This is a genomic window from Haloplanus aerogenes (genome assembly GCF_003856835.1).
Lineage (GTDB): Archaea > Halobacteriota > Halobacteria > Halobacteriales > Haloferacaceae > Haloplanus > Haloplanus aerogenes.
In genome coordinates this window covers 1,563,188-1,578,079 of record NZ_CP034145.1, presented here as the reverse complement: position 1 = coordinate 1,578,079, position 14,892 = coordinate 1,563,188, and the positions used below count along the sequence as shown (strand labels likewise).

14 protein-coding genes are annotated in these 14,892 nt (G+C 66.7%); 8 read left to right on the top strand and 6 right to left on the bottom strand.

Annotation, left to right across the window (positions count from 1 at the left end):
* Positions 1–13: 13 nt before the first annotated feature.
* Together DU502_RS08020 and DU502_RS08015 are read right to left on the bottom strand one after the other, a co-directional pair.
* On the bottom strand, positions 14–1,192 hold the full coding sequence (locus DU502_RS08020) for a threonine synthase (protein WP_121918869.1): 1,179 nt from the start codon (positions 1,190–1,192) through the stop codon (positions 14–16).
* Positions 1,193–1,195: 3 nt separating this feature from the next.
* Entirely contained in the window at positions 1,196–1,540 is a 345-nt protein-coding gene (locus tag DU502_RS08015; RefSeq protein ID WP_121918868.1) for a cupin domain-containing protein, read from the bottom strand.
* Positions 1,541–2,004: 464 nt separating this feature from the next.
* Between DU502_RS08015 and DU502_RS08010 the strand changes: the two genes are divergently transcribed.
* Both DU502_RS08010 and DU502_RS08005 read left to right on the top strand, forming a co-directional pair.
* Positions 2,005–2,913 carry a thiamine-phosphate synthase family protein gene (locus tag DU502_RS08010; protein ID WP_121918867.1) on the top strand — a complete coding sequence of 303 codons (909 nt, stop codon included), beginning with the start codon at positions 2,005–2,007 and terminating at the stop codon, positions 2,911–2,913.
* A gap of 96 nt (positions 2,914–3,009) precedes the next feature.
* Positions 3,010–5,394 (top strand): PAS domain S-box protein, encoded by a 2,385-nt coding sequence (locus DU502_RS08005; RefSeq protein WP_121918866.1) that lies wholly within the window; start codon positions 3,010–3,012, stop codon positions 5,392–5,394.
* 14 nt (positions 5,395–5,408) lie between these two features.
* On the opposite strand, the gene DU502_RS08000 is transcribed toward DU502_RS08005, so the two are convergent.
* Positions 5,409–6,053, bottom strand: coding sequence for a halocyanin domain-containing protein (locus DU502_RS08000; RefSeq protein WP_121918865.1), 645 nt, complete (start codon positions 6,051–6,053; stop codon positions 5,409–5,411).
* A 112-nt stretch (positions 6,054–6,165) separates the two neighbouring features.
* Between DU502_RS08000 and DU502_RS07995 the strand changes: the two genes are divergently transcribed.
* Complete coding sequence (locus DU502_RS07995) at positions 6,166–6,594, top strand: universal stress protein (protein ID WP_121918864.1); 429 nt, start codon at positions 6,166–6,168, stop codon at positions 6,592–6,594.
* A 5-nt stretch (positions 6,595–6,599) separates the two neighbouring features.
* Here DU502_RS07995 and DU502_RS07990 read toward each other — a convergent pair whose 3' ends face one another.
* Entirely contained in the window at positions 6,600–7,199 is a 600-nt protein-coding gene (locus DU502_RS07990) for a HalX domain-containing protein (RefSeq protein WP_121918863.1), read from the bottom strand.
* A 219-nt stretch (positions 7,200–7,418) separates the two neighbouring features.
* Entirely contained in the window at positions 7,419–7,856 is a 438-nt protein-coding gene (locus DU502_RS07985) for a chemotaxis protein CheW (RefSeq protein WP_121918862.1), read from the bottom strand.
* Positions 7,857–8,105: 249 nt separating this feature from the next.
* Between DU502_RS07985 and DU502_RS07980 the strand changes: the two genes are divergently transcribed.
* The 5 genes from DU502_RS07980 to DU502_RS07960 are packed head-to-tail and all read left to right on the top strand — an operon-like array spanning position 8,106 to position 14,057.
* Positions 8,106–9,185, top strand: coding sequence for a protein-glutamate methylesterase/protein-glutamine glutaminase (locus tag DU502_RS07980; RefSeq protein WP_121918861.1), 1,080 nt, complete (start codon positions 8,106–8,108; stop codon positions 9,183–9,185).
* Positions 9,182–11,155 (top strand): chemotaxis protein CheA, encoded by a 1,974-nt coding sequence (gene cheA, locus DU502_RS07975; RefSeq protein WP_121918860.1) that lies wholly within the window; start codon positions 9,182–9,184, stop codon positions 11,153–11,155. Before DU502_RS07980 ends, cheA begins: the two co-directional genes overlap by 4 nt.
* Positions 11,156–11,159: 4 nt before the next feature.
* On the top strand, positions 11,160–11,978 hold the full coding sequence (locus tag DU502_RS07970; protein ID WP_121918859.1) for a CheR family methyltransferase: 819 nt from the start codon (positions 11,160–11,162) through the stop codon (positions 11,976–11,978).
* 1 nt (position 11,979) lies between these two features.
* Positions 11,980–13,194, top strand: a complete 1,215-nt coding sequence (locus DU502_RS07965; RefSeq protein WP_121918858.1) for a HEAT repeat domain-containing protein — start codon at positions 11,980–11,982, stop codon at positions 13,192–13,194.
* Positions 13,191–14,057: a CheF family chemotaxis protein gene (locus DU502_RS07960; protein WP_121918857.1), complete on the top strand. Its 867-nt coding sequence runs from the start codon at positions 13,191–13,193 to the stop codon at positions 14,055–14,057. The genes DU502_RS07965 and DU502_RS07960 overlap by 4 nt, the downstream gene beginning before the upstream one ends.
* A gap of 5 nt (positions 14,058–14,062) precedes the next feature.
* Here DU502_RS07960 and DU502_RS07955 read toward each other — a convergent pair whose 3' ends face one another.
* A complete protein-coding gene (locus DU502_RS07955; protein ID WP_121918856.1) occupies positions 14,063–14,881 on the bottom strand; it encodes a DUF7504 family protein in 819 nt (272 codons plus the stop codon).
* Between the last annotated feature and the right edge of the window lie 11 nt (positions 14,882–14,892).

Genomic DNA, 14,892 nt, shown 5'->3' with positions numbered 1-14,892 from the left:
CCGAACCCACCCGCTACAGCCGCCCAGCGACCGCACCCTGCAGGTCCGCGAGCGGGACCGTCGGCGGATCGGCATCGGAAGCGGCGGCCGACGCCTCTTTGAACCCCGACCCGGTGGCGACGAGGACGACCCGGTCGTCCGGGGCGAGGACGCCGTCGGCGGCGAGTCGACGCGCCCCCGCGAGCGACGTGGCCGACGCCGTCTCGACACAGAGGCCGGCGTCGCGCGCGAGTCGCGCCCGCGCGTCACGAATCTCGTCGTCGGTGACCGAGACGACGGCGCCGTCGGTCGCTCGCGCCGCCGCGAGCGCACGCGTCCCGCTCGGCGGGTCCGGGTTGGCGATGGAGTAGGCGATGGTGTCGCCGGGCGTCGTCGGGGAGACGGCGTCGTCGCCGGCGCGGAAGGCGGCCGCGATCGGGTCGCAGGCCGCCGACTGGACGAAACACAGTTTCGGCGTCGCGGGGAGGGCGTCGCAGGCCGCCAGATCACGGATCGCCTTCCACGCGCCGCTGGCGTGTCCCCCGCTACTGACGGGCATCACGATGGCGTCCGGCGCCTCGGGGCGGAACGCCGACAGCACTTCCAGCGTCGTCGTCTTCTGACCCGCGACCCGGAGGGGCGAGTCGGAGTTGAGGAAGGTGACGCCAGTCTCGGCGCCGACGGCGAGCGACTCGTCGTAGAGGCGGCCGTAGTCGCCGTCGATCCGGAGGACGTGCGGGTCGTACTGGGCGATGATCCGCAGGCGTTCGGGCGGGATGTCGGCGGGGACGAGGACCACACAGTCGAGGTCGGCCGCGGCGGCGTAGGCCGCCACGCTCATCGCCATGTTGCCGTGGGAGACGGTGCCGACGGCGGGGCGGTCCCGGTCGAGGGCGGCGGCGACGCCGACGGCAGTCCCGCGGTCCTTGAAACTCCCCGTCGGGTGTTCGCCCTCGTCCTTGACGTGGACGCGACACCCGGCGTAGTCGTCGAGGCGGGAAGTACGAACGAGTGGCGTCCCGCCCGCGGCGTGCGCGAGGCCGCCGGGGTCGTCGACAGGCAACAGGTCGCGGAACCGCCAGAGTCCGGGGGCATCGGGGTCGGGAGCGAACCCATCCCCGACGTCGAACCAGAGCGGTTCGCCACAGACACAGCGCTGTTCGGGCGGGTGATACGTCTCGTTACAGCGATAACAGCGCAAACGGGCAGTCACGGCCTACTCCCGGTCGGTCCAGAAGTCGAACGAGCGACCCGGTGCAAACACGTCGAGGCCGACGGCGCGTTCGTCGCCCGTGTTCTCGACGCGGTGGGCCTCCCACGACTCCAGATGGACGGAGTCGTACGGGCCGAGGGTCACCTCGTCGTCCTCGGTGTAGACGGTCATCTCACCCTGCAGGACCAGACAGACCTGTTCGTTTTCGTGGTCGTGCATCGGCGAGGAGTGGCCCGGCGGCTTCTCGAACCACTCGAACGTGAAGCGGTCGCTACCGGCCAGCGACACGCGGCGCCAGCCCTCGTCCGGTTCGTACGTCTCTGCCTCGTCGAAGGAGACGGGTTGCATGTCCGTGGAGTCGTGGTGACCCATCTAAAGCGTTTGGGGGCGCTGGACGTGGCGACGGCTGGATCGGACGGCCGGTTGAAAATACTTGAATACTTATACTATAATTTTAACTCGGAAATATTATAAGTATGCAACGATCGGAAATCGAACGACGATAACTGGGTTTGTCTGCTTGTGAGAGTTTCTGGACCAATATCTCTCGTTCGTCTCCAGTCGGTGTTTTCGTCATCGAAATACCTCAGAAGAAGCGCCGAAATACGGCACGAATAGCTCTAATAGCCGAGGTACTGGATATCCATCCGGCCAAATAATTATCTGAGAATCATATTTTATACAGAATATCTGTTTTCTGAGGAAATATGGTCTCACTCGCGACGAGCGCTCACTGGCCCCGACGGCCGACAGTATAAGACCCACCCGCCGAGTGAGTGGGATATGGCACGCGGTCAGCAGCGGGTGGAACCGTGACAGTGCAGTTACCGAGCGAGATCGTCGTCGAGCGCTTCCTCCCGACGGCGCGGTCGATGTTGGCGGCGGCGCTAGCGGAGCGTGGGTTCGCACAGCGAGAGATCGCGAGCCGACTCGGCGTATCGCAGGCGGCAGTGAGCCAGTATCTCGCCGGTGAGCGCCGGGGTGAGGAGCGCTTCGCGGAGCATCCGCGGATGCAGGCGACGATCGAACGGATCGCCGAAGGGTTCGACGCCGGCACGATGGACGATTACGAAGCGCTGGCGGAACTCTTGGAACTCGTCCGGGCGTTCGAGGATCGGGGCCCGATCTGTGCGATCCACGAGGAGGAGATGCCGGCGCTAGAGGGGATGGGCTGTGACCTGTGCGTGCGCGGGCGCGACCGGGCCGTGCAGGCCGAACGCGAAGTGCTGTCGAACGTCCGCCGCGCCGTCCGACAGTTCGCGAACGCGGACATCGCAGACCACGTCCCGAACGTCGGGACGAACGTGGCGATGGCGCTCCCGGAGGCGACCGACGAGACGGACGTGGCCGCCGTCCCCGGCCGCATCCACGCGATGCGGGGCGGGATCAACGTCCCCGCGAACCCGGAGTTCGGCGCCTCACACCACGTGGCGACGACGCTGCTAGCGGCCAATGTCGCCGATCCGACCGTCAGGGGCGCGGTCAATCTCGCGACGAGCGACGCCCTCCTCGCGGCCGTCCCGGACGACGCCGACGCCGTCGCGTTCGACGCCGAGTACGAGGACCGGCGACGACGCCTCGACGCCCTGTTCGACGACGGTGTCCCCCGCGTCGTCTACCACGAGGGTGCGTTCGGTATCGAACCGATCGCCTACGTCCTCGGGACGAGTGCCGTCGACGCCGTCGAGTGGGCGACCCGTCTCGTCGACCGGATCGCCTGACGATCGAACAGGTTCTGTTGTGATGGTGACAGAAGACGAGCGATGCACCCAACAACTGTAAATGGACTGCTGTCAAACATCGTTTAGAACAGCCAGATGGACGGGACGATCCGAGTGTTGCTCGTCGACGACACGGCCGATTTCGCGGCCGTCGCCGCGGAGTTGCTCGAACGCGAGGACGACCGACTCGACGTGACGATCGAGACGGATCCGTCGGCGAGTCTCGACCGCCTCGAATCGGACGCGTTCGATTGCGTCGTCAGTGACTACCAGATGGACGGTACGGACGGAATCGAACTCCTCGGTGCGGTTCGTGACCGATGGCCGAGGCTCCCGTTCATCGTGTTCACCGGCAAGGGGAGCGAGGCGCTCGCGAGCGAAGCCATCTCCGCCGGGGCGACGGACTACGTTCGGAAGGGGACGGTCACGGACCAGTACACCCTTCTGGCCAATCGGATCGTGCAGGCGGTCTCGAAGCGGCGAACGAGCGAACGTGCGAGCCGGTTCGAACGGCTCCAGAAACTCGCCCGCGAGGTGAATCAGGCGCTCGTCCGGGCCGATGACCCGGCGACCGTCGAGCGGACCGTTTGTGAGCGCCTCGCCGCGGTCGAACCGTACGCCTGGGCAGTGATTGGGACGCTGGAGGGCGACCGCGACGGCGTGACGGGCGTGGACGCCCGGTCGGCCGCCACGTCGACTGGGGCGATGGACGCCGCCGATCTGACGCTCGACAGCACCTCCGCCATCCAGTCGGCAATGACCGAAGGCGAGCCGGTTATGTCGACGGCCGAGGCGGGTGAACACGTCGGCGTCGAGACGGGTGCCGTCGCGGCGATTCCACTCGACTACGAATCGGAGCGATACGGCGTACTCGTCGTCGGCACCACCGACGAGGCGTGGAGCGGCGAGTTCGAGCGCGACCTCCTCGCGGACCTCGGGATCGACATCGCCAGCGCGCTCTACCAACTCGACATCCGCGCCGACCTGCGGGAGTCCGAGGCGAAGTACCGACAGCTGGTCGAAGGGAATCTCGTCGGGGTGTATCTGATCCAGGGTGGTGAGTTCGAGTACGTCAATCCCCGTCTCGCGGCCATGTTCGGCTACACACAGGAGGAGTTGCTGTCCGACGTCACGCCCTTCGACCTCGTGATCGAGGAGGACCACGAGAAACTGCGACGGAACATCCGTCGTCGCGTCACGGGCGAGGAGGACGACCTGCGCTACACGCTCCGGGGGCGACGCAAGAGCGGTGAGAGCATCGAGTTCGAGGTCCACGGCGGCCGGATCGACTACCGAGGCGAACCGGCGATCATGGGAACACTCCTCGACGTGACGGAGCAGAAGCGCTACGAGCGCGAACTCGAACGGTCGCGGGCCGAGTACCGCGAACTGTTCGAGGCGTTCCCCGAAGCAGTGTTCGTCGGCACCGAGGAGGGCGGGTTCCAAGCCGTCAACGAGACGGCGGTCGAACGGCTGGGGTACAGCCGCGAGGAACTCCTGTCGATGCGCCCGGAGGATATCGACCCCGAGATGGAGACTACGGACGTGTCGTCGCGGATCGCTCAGTTCTCGCGGGGCGAAATCAAGCGGTTCGACACGGTCCACGAGACGAAATCTGGCGAGCGCATCCCCGTGGAGGTCAACTCCACGCTAATCCCCTACCGGGGTGAGACGGCGATTCTGGCGACCGCCCGCGACATCAGCGAACGCGTCGAACGGGAACGCGAACTGCAACGGCAGAACGACCGCCTCGAAGAACTCGCGAGCGTCGTCTCACACGATCTGCGGAGCCCGCTGAACGTGGCCGCCGGCCGGCTCGAGTGGGCACAGGAGGAGTGTGACTCGCCCCACCTCGACGACGCGGCGACCGCGCTGAAGCGCATGGATCGGTTGATCGACGATCTGTTGATGCTCGCCGGCCACCGGAACCGGGGTATCGAGCTGACCTCCATCGATCTCGACTCGTTCGTCGACCGCTGCTGGGCGAACGTGGTGACCGACGGCGCGACGCTCGACCGCCGCACCGAACGGACGATCATGGCCGACGAGTCGCGGCTCGCACAGCTGTTCGAGAACCTGTTTCGGAATTCGGTCGAGCACGGCTCGACGGACGGTCGACCGGAGGCCGACGACGCCGAGGATACCTTCGAACGCGGTGCGACGGACGACGAGGCCGCGAGCAACGCCGCAGGCGGCGGGGAGGACGCCGTAACCATCACGGTCGGTCCTCTCCCGGACGGCTTCTACGTCGCCGACGACGGCCCCGGCATCCCCGAGTCGGAGCGCGACCGGATCTTCGAGGCGGGCTACTCGACGAACGACGGCGGGACGGGCCTCGGTCTCGCCATCGTTCTCGACGTGGTCGAGTCCCACGACTGGGAGATCGACGTGGTCGAGTCCCACGACTGGGAGATCGACGTCGTCGAGAGCGACACTGGCGGGGCCCGCTTCGAGATTACGGGCGTCGAGATCGTCTCGTAGTCGGCCGCCGCGGCTCAGGCGCTCTCGAACTCTTCGCCGTAGTCGCCGCCGTAGCGGATGAAGAAGTAGGCCAGTCCGAGTACGGACACCAGCGCGGCCGTCAGGGCGAGGGCGAGGGATTTGGCGCTGTCGGGGACGGCCGGAGCGCCGCCACCGCCGCCACCGCCGCCGCCGCCACCGCCACCACCGCCGCCACCGCCGCCGGAGTCGGGCATCGCGCCGACGACGACGACGCCTTTCATGCCGAGCGCGCGGTGGGGCTGGCAGAAGTACTTGATCACACCTTCGGACTCGAAGGTCTGTTCGAACGTGAAGCCGGCTTCGGCGGTGAGTTCGCTCTCGAACTCGCCACCTTCCTCGGCGACGACGTTGTGTTGGCCGCCTTCGCCGTTCCACTCCCAGATGATTGTCGTCCCGGGATCGACCTGGACGGCCGGCGGGCCGAACGCGAAGTTCCCGCCATTACCGGACGCACCGACCGTGATCGTCACTTCACTCTGGCCGGTCGCGTCGGTGACCTCGCTGTAGTTGCCCACGTCGCTCATCCACCCGCCGAACGACGCCTGCGCCGTGGCGGTTCCGGCGGCGGCCGCCGTCGCCGCTGTGCCCGCGACGGTCGTCAGAAATCCGCGTCGCGAGACGGAACGATGGCTTCCCATACCGGGGGTTGCGGGCCATCCTACGAAAACCTGACTATCCCGCTCGGCTGCCGTTCCCACCGGTGGGGAGCTATCCCCTACGCTTACGGGGGTGTCGTGCGGACGGTACGGCATGGCGAAACGACTACTCGTTCCGGTAGACGGATCGGACCCTGCAGATGCCGCGCTCGAATTCGCCCTCGAAGAGTACCCCGACGCCGACATCACGGCGCTCTCGGTCATCGACCCCACGGACGTGGGCTACGGCTCCATCGAGGCGGCGCCGAGTACGTTCGAACATCTGCAGGACTCCGCCGAGGAACGCACCGAGAAGGTCCTCGAAGACGCGAAGGCCCGCGCCGCGGAGCACGGGATGGAACTGACGACGGAGACGGTGATCGGCATGCCGTCCCGGGCCATCGTGGAGTGGGCAGAGAACAACGATATCGACAGCATCGTCATCGGGAGTCACGGCCGACAGGGTGTCACTCGCGTGTTGCTCGGGAGCGTGGCCGAATCGGTCGTCCGACGGTCGCCGGTGCCGGTGACGGTCGTCCGATAACCCGACTAGCCCTCGGTCGAATCGACCGGGCCGCCGTCGGGCAGTTCCCGGAAGGCGACGGTGAAGTCGTTTTCGTCGAACTCCTCGACGGCCGAATCGAGGTCACGCTCGATGGCCTCCAGCCGACGGTTCAGTTCGGTGTACTCCTCGCTCTCCTCGAGTTCGTGGGGCGTCTTCGCCGCTTCGAGCGTCACTTTCTTCTCGACGAGCTGGAACTTCTCCTGAAGCTGATCGTCGTAGGTGCTCCGAACCATCATCCGCTCGACGGTGTCGACGAGTTCGGGCTGATCGACGGGCTTGATCAGGTAGTCGTCGATACCCATGTCGACGATGTCGAAGCCCGGGTCGACCGCCGTCACCATGACGATCCGCACGTCGAGGCCCTGCTTTTCCACCTCGTCGACAACTTCGTCGCCCGACAGGCCGGGCATCCGGCGGTCGAGCAACATCACGTCGACGTAGTCGTCCAGTTTCTCCAGCGCTTCCGTCCCGTCGTAGGCGGTGTGTGCCTCGGCAAACTCGTCGATCCAGTAGGCGTACAGATCCGCTAGCGACTGCTCGTCGTCTACGATGAGCACCGTCGCGTCTGAGAGCGTGGGCGTCATGATCGGAGTCCTTGGGAGGCGCGTGGACGGTCGGGAATCGTTGTGACCGGCGGACCACCGAGCCACCGAAGCGCGCCTGAATCGGCGTCCCGCCGGTGTTTCTTCGACTGTTCGGTCCGACTCGACGTATATGAAGCTATTGGCCGAATTATCGTCGGTGATACGTGTTCAGTGTGATCCAGCGCGTCATCGTGGGCAGTCCCCGAGGGGACGCTGAGGCTACACATCGAGGACCGTCGGGCGGACCCAGATGACGAAATCGCCGTCGCGTTTGATGACGCCACGGACCGCGTCGTCGGCGTCGTCGACGGGCGACGACTCCACGTCGTCCGGTTCGACCTCGACGACCTGATCGACTTCGTCGACGATCCAGCCGATCGACTTCCCGTTGGCCGTCAGGTCACGGTCGAACACCACGATCCGTTTGCCGTCGCCACCGCCGCCGATGCCGAAGACAGTTTTCGGATCGATGATTGTCGTCGTCTTACCGCGGAGATCCATTACACCCTCGACGTGGGGGGCCGAGTTGGGAACGACCGTGAGATCGTTCACGTCGACGATTTCGGCGACGTGCGCGATGTCGACCGCGTACGCCTCGGAGCCGAGTTCGAACTCGAGGAGCTGAACGGTGCGGGCGCGTGCTGCCGTCTCGCTCATCGGTCGACCTCCCGTTCGGCACGGTCACGTTCCCTCGTCCCGTCGCGAGTTTGCATACTCTACGAGAGGACGAATCGTACATTAAGCGTACTGGTCGCATTATCCGTTCTGATAACCGTGCCGGTGTATTTATTTCACCGCTAGGGAAACGAGTGACCAACGTATGATCGGACGAATCCCCCCCGGAATCGGCGGGCCGCCTCAGACCGTCGCGACGAGACAGTCGAATGACGGAGGGGCCACGCGTCGATGAGCGGATCGACGCGCGCTGTCGTCGTCGACGACTCGCATTTCATGCGGACGATGCTCTCCGACATGCTCGAAAACGGTGGCGTGAGCGTCGTCGACACGGCCGCCGACGGTGCCGAAGCGGTCGACGCCGTCCTCGAACACGAGCCGGACGTGGTGACGATGGACCTGCAGATGCCCGATGTCGACGGGCTGGAAGCCGTCGAGCGAATCATGGCCAAGCGTCCCACGCCGATCCTGATGCTCAGCGCCCACACTGCGGACGGCGCCGACGTAACCTTCGAGGCGCTGGAGAAGGGGGCGGTCGACTTCTTCACCAAACCCGGCGGCGAAGTCAGTACGCGGATGTCGAGCAAGGAAGACCAACTCGTCCGCAAGGTGAAAGCCGTCGCCGGCGCGGACGTGAGCGGCGGCCGGGGAGCCGGTTCCTCGGCCCCGTCCCGGGCGACGCAGTCGACGGCCGAACCGTCGACCACAGCCGGTGACTACGAGGAGGGAGCGACGGTGCTAATCGCCTCCTCGACGGGCGGGCCGACGGTCGTCGAACGGGTCGTGGGGGCGCTCCCCCGGGACGCCGACTTTCGGATCATCGTCGTCCAGCACATGCCCGACGCGTTCACCGGGCGGTTCGCCGACCGCCTCGACGCAGCGAGCGAGTACGACGTCCGCGAAGCGACCGACGGCGACCGCATCGGTGGCGGCGAGGCGCTGGTCGCTCCGGGCGGCAAACACCTCGTCATCGCGGGCGCCGGCGGGGGGCGGCTCCGGACGAAACTGACCGAGGACCCGCCGGAACACGGCGTGCGCCCCGCCGCCGACGTGACGATGCGCTCGGCGGCCGAGACCATCGACGGCCCGCTCGTCGGTGTCGTCCTCACCGGCATGGGCGCCGACGGCGCCGAAGGCGCCCGGGCGATCAAGGACGCCGGCGGCCACGTCATCGCCCAAGACGAGGCATCGTCGGCGGTGTTCGGTATGCCCAAGCGGGCCATCGAACTGGGATCGGTCGACGACGTACTGCCCGACGACGAAGTCCCCGACGGCATCCTCGATGCCACCCGACTGGAGGTTAACGCATGACCGAAGAGTACGTACAGGCGTTCGTCCACGAGAGCGAAGAGCAGCTGACCGACCTCAACAACTCCCTGCTGGCACTGGAGTCCGACCCCGACGATCAGGAGGCGATGGACGACATCTTCCGCACGGCCCACACCCTGAAGGGGAACTTCGGGGCGATGGGGTACGACGAGGCCAGCGACCTCGCCCACGCCATCGAGGACCTCCTCGACGAACTCCGCGAGGACGAGATGGCGGTGACACCCGAGGTGATGGACCTGGTGTTCGCGGGCGTCGACCGCCTCGAACTCGCCGTCGAATCCATCGACGAGGACGGGACCGTCGACGTAGAGACCGGTGATCTGGAGGAGGATATCCGCACCGTCATCGAGAACGGTGGGGCGACGGGCGGCGACGCCACCGCCGCCGACGATACCGCGGCGGCGGACGCGGAAACCGGCCAAGTGGACACCTTCGATGTGACCGTCGAAATCGGGGACACGGAGATGAAAGGCGTCGACGGGATGCTCGTCCTCGAAGCCATCCGGGAAGAGTGCGACCTCGTCTCCGCCACGCCCGAACCCGACGCCATCGAGGACGGCGAGTACGAGGGCGGCTTCGATCTGGTCGTCGCCTCGACGACCGCCGACGAACTGCGAGCGACGCTCGACCGCGTCTCCGCCATCGACGGCGCCACGCTATCACAGGCGGGGAGCGACGAGGCGGCAAACGGCGAGTCCGACACCGCGAGCACGGAGCCCGACGCCGACGACACGCAGGCGGACGACGCCGAGAGCGACGACAGCGGCAGCGACAGCGACACGGGCGGCAAGACCGGCGAGAGCAACGGGTCCTCCCGCGAGATCAGCTCCGTCCGGGTCGACGTGGACCAACTCGACGACCTGCACGGGCTGGTCGAACAGCTCGTCACCAGCCGGATCAAGCTCCGGCGCGCCGTCGGCGACGGCGACGTGGGGAGCGCGACCGACACGCTCGGGGAACTCGACAAGATCACCGGCAACCTCCAGAATACGGTGATGGATATGCGGCTGATCCCGATGCGGAAGGTGATCAGCAAGTTCCCGCGGCTGGTCCGCGACCTGGCTCGCGAACAGGAGAAGGAGATCGACTTCCGGATGGAAGGGCAGGACATCGAACTCGACCGCACCATCCTCACCGAGATCAGCGACCCGCTGATGCACATCCTGCGGAACGCGGTGGATCACGGGATCGAACCGCCCGCGGAGCGGGAGGCGGCGGGCAAAGATCGGGAAGGCACCATCGAACTCCGGGCGAGCCGCGAGCGCGATCACGTCACCGTCACTGTCGAGGACGACGGCCGCGGCCTCGACGTGGACGAACTCCGGCGGAAGGCGCTGGAGAAGGGCGTGCGCACGGAGGCCGAACTCGACGCGATGGAAGATACGGAGGTGTACGACCTCGTCTTCCACCCCGGCTTCTCCACCGCCGACGAGGTGACCGACGTGAGCGGCCGAGGCGTCGGGATGGACGTCGTCCACAGCACGGTCAAACAGCTGGACGGCTCGGTCAACGTCGAGAGCGAGAAAGGCGAGGGGACGACCGTCACCCTGCGACTCCCGGTGACCGTCGCCATCGTCAAGGTGCTCTTCATCGAGGTCGGTAACGAGGAGTACGGCGTCCCGATCAAGAACATCGACGAGGTGAGCCGGATGCCGACGGTCGAGACGATCAACGACCAGCCGATGATCGAACACGACGAGGAGATCTACCCGGTCGTCGACCTCGCGTCCGAACTCGATGTGCCCGGCCAGACGGCCAACGGTGACAGTATGCTCCTCCGCATCCGGAAGTCGGAACGCCGGACCGCACTCCGCTGTGACGCCGTGAACAAACAGGAGGAGGTCGTCGTCAAGCCACTGGAGGGTGTGCTGAGCGGCATCCCCGGTCTCAGCGGGACGGCCGTCCTCGGCGACGGCAACATCGTTCCCATCCTCGACGTGGTGACGCTCTGATCCAATGAGCCCGAACCCAACCACCGAAGACGAGGCGTTCCAGCAGTTGCTCGCTCACCTCTCCGCAGAACTCGACTTCGAGTCCTCGTACTACAACGAGTCGTATCTGGACCGGCGGATCTCCGCCCGGATGCGGCGCCGCGACGTGGAGAGCTACGACGAGTATCTCGGCCTCGTGCGCTCGGACCCCGAGGAGCCGACGGAACTCCTCGACTCCCTCTCGATCAACGTCACCAGTTTCTACCGCAATCCGGAGGCGTGGGAGCCGATCCGCGAGGCGCTCCGGGAAGTGACGGCCGACCACGGTCGAACGCGGGTGTGGAGCGCCCCTTGCTCGGACGGCCGCGAACCCTACTCGCTCGCGATGCTCGCGCTCGACGACGACGAGATCCAGACGCGCCGACTGGAGATCGTCGGAACCGACATCAACGCCGACGTACTCGACCGGGCCCGCGAGGGCGTCTACCAGACGACCAAGACCCGGGACGTGGCGTCCGAACTCGAACCGCTCGACGACGCCGAGCGGTACGTCGACCGCGACGGCGACACGTTCGTCGTCCAGCAGAACGTGAAAGATCTGGTCACCTTCGAACAGCACGATCTCATCGCGGACGCGCCGAAACGGGACGTCGATCTCGTCCTCTGTCGGAATCTCCTCATCTACATCAACACGGAGTCGAAGCGAGCGGTCGTCGACACCGTCCTCTCCTCGCTCCGCGAGGGGGGCTACCTCGTCATCGGGATGACGGAGACGCTGCCGCGGGAGAGCCGGGAGACAGTCGAAACGGTCGACAAACGGCGACGCGTCTACCGACGAACGTAACATGTCGCTCTACCAGCTCGAGAAGGACGGCGACGTGGATTCGCTGCTCGACCACCTGAAGCTCAGCGACTCGCCGTCGATCCGGAAACGGGCGGCCAAGATTCTGGGTGACGTGGTCGACGACGAACCACAGGCGGTCGACGCGCTGGTACGGGTGGCCCAGGAGGACGACGACGAGGAAGTTCGGGGCGCCGCCATCGACGCCCTCGACGCCATCGGCCCGGACGCCATCGAACGGCTGGTGACCGAGATGGCCGGGGTCGATTCCGACGGCGCCGACTGGGTGCGCGCCGAGGCGTTCGTCAAGACGCTCTCGGCCGACCGGCCGGAACTCCGAATGGCGGCCGCCAACGCGCTCCGGGGACTCGGTGACGCCGGGGCGCTCCCGGCGCTGGTCGAGACGCTCGACGACCCGAACCCGCGGGTTCGGGCCCGCGCGGCACGAGCGTGCGGCGCCATCGGCGACGAGTCGGCGGCTGACGCGCTCGCGGCGCGCCTCGGCGACCCGGTCGGCCACGTGCGCCGCGAAGCCGCCGACGCGCTGGCCGCTATCGGCACCAGCCGGGCGCTCTCGCCGCTACTCGACGCCGTCGACGACGACAACGACGAGGTGCGCTACGCGGCCGTCATGGCGCTCGGCGGCTATCAGGGGCCGGAGGCCATCGACCCACTGATCGAAGCGCTCGACGACGACAGCGACGTGGTCCGGCGGGCGGCCGTCTTCTCCATCGTCGAGTTGCTCGCGGCGGCGCCGACGGAACAGAGTCACCGCATCCGCGAGACCATCGTCGATCGGCTGGAGTCGGCCGACCGGAGCGTCGTCGACCCGCTCGTCGAGTTGCTGGAGCAGAGCCGGCAGCCCCGCGAGCGGCGCAACGTGGCGTGGCTCCTCGGCCGGGTCGGCGGCGACGAGGGGTACGAGGACGCCGTGGTGGCCCTGATCGACGCGCTCGAAGCCGACGACGGCACGACCGCCCAGTTCGCGGCGACGAGCCTCGTCGAACTCGGCGGCGAGACGGTCGAGCGCGAACTGCTCGACCTGCTGGAAGACGCGGAGTGTTCGGAGACCGCCCAGTCGAAGGCGGTGTTCGTCCTCGGGAAGGTGGGTGGCGAGCGCGCCCGTGACCGACTGGAGAACATGCTCGACCGCACCGACGACGAGGAGGTTCGCAAACAGGCGTTCGCGGCACTGTCGAAACTCGGAGGGCGTCGATGAGCGAGGGCGAGCGAAAAGTCGTCGACACGCGCGGGAAGTTCACGCAGGTCGTCAAGGACGGCCGCGAACTGAACGACGCGGAGTGGACCGGCGGGCGAATCCTGCTGTCGAACAAGCGGCTGATCCTCGCGGGCAACGGCGGCAAGCGGACCATCCCGCTCTCCAAAATCGAGAGCCTGGAGGGTCGGACCGACGTGAACCAACTGGTGGCGAAGGTGTCGGGCTACGTGAGCCTCCAGCTGGCGACCGAGGACGTAGTACTCGTCTCCGCGAAAGAGCCCGAGTCGTTCGAGCGGATGCTGTACCGGGCGCTCCTCGACCGGAAGGTCATCCTCGCGCGCCATCCGGCCGTCGAGGGCGGCGTCGTCACCGACGCCGAGTGGGAGAAAGCCCGGCTGAAAATCGAGGAGGGCGCCGTCGACCTCGCCATCGCCGACGGCTCGTTCGTGGAGATCGACCTCGACGACATCGGGTCGATGGAGGCGAACGAACGCTCGGTCAAAGACGAGAAACGACAGGTGCTGGAGGTCGAACACAGCGAGGAGGGAACCAGCGTCCAGACGTACATCTCCGGGTCGTCGCGTCGGTGTTCGATCCTCGAAACCCTGCTCCGGAAAGGCGAGAGCCGAAGCGAGATCGGTGTCGACCTCACCGAGCGCCAGAACGAAGTGTTGATGGCGCTGTACTCGGGCGTCTCGCCGTTCGAAATTCCCGACTTCCTCGGGATGGACGTGGACGAGGTGGAGGAAGTGTTCGACCGGCTCATCGAACTCGAAGTGGTCGAGGAGATCCGCGTCCGCCGCGAGGTCGCGCTCAACGCCCGCGGGCGCAACATCGCCAGCGAGGCGATGAACGACCAGTAGGGCACTCAGTCGTTGGGCTCGGCCGTGAACACCGTGCCCTTCGACCTGATAGACAGGTCGAACGCCTTCTCCAGGACGTTGATACTCGCCCGCTGGTGGCGTCGTGGATCGAGATAGAACTGCGAGAGCGCGTCCTCCTGATCGAGACGCGACAGAAGGAGGTGGAGAAAGCGGAACACGGTCTGCAACTCGAAGGTGGCGAGGAGCTCCGAGAGAATGTCGAACTCGACGACGAGTGTCCCGTCGGCTCGCCGGGACGAGAGCGTCGACGCGAGCGTCTCGCCGAGGCCGCTCAGGTCGGGACGCCGATCGATCGTCACGATTTCCAGCGGAACGGCCGCGGGGTCGATCCCCGTCGACGCCAGCGGGTCGGCGGCCGTCGTGAGGATCCTCGTCGACGTGGGCCACGAGTCGAGCGTCTCGTCGAGCAGCCGAAGCCGCGCGGCTGGACTCGCCGTGACGATCAGTACGTCGTCGCCGCGCGAGAGGAAGTGCGTGCGAGCGTTGGCCGCGGCGGCGCCGTCGGTGGGCACGATCAGCAGGGCGCTGCCGGTCCTGCCGATAGCGTCGGCCATGTGGACGCCAGTCTCCAGCGTTTCGTGCTCGAACAGGTGGGATTTGAACGCCTCGACCGCGCCGTCGCCAGCGTAGGTCTGCCCCTGGGTGTCACAGTACGGACAGCGCCACGCCGTCCGGACGCCGTCGTTCGTCAGGTTCGACGCGGCGTGTTGCAGCAAGTGGGTGGCGACGGGGTCGGCGGCGGCGTCACTGTTCGCTGCCCAGAGCGTGAACGAACAGTGTCGGCACTGCCACCGCGAGACCATCGGCTAGACCG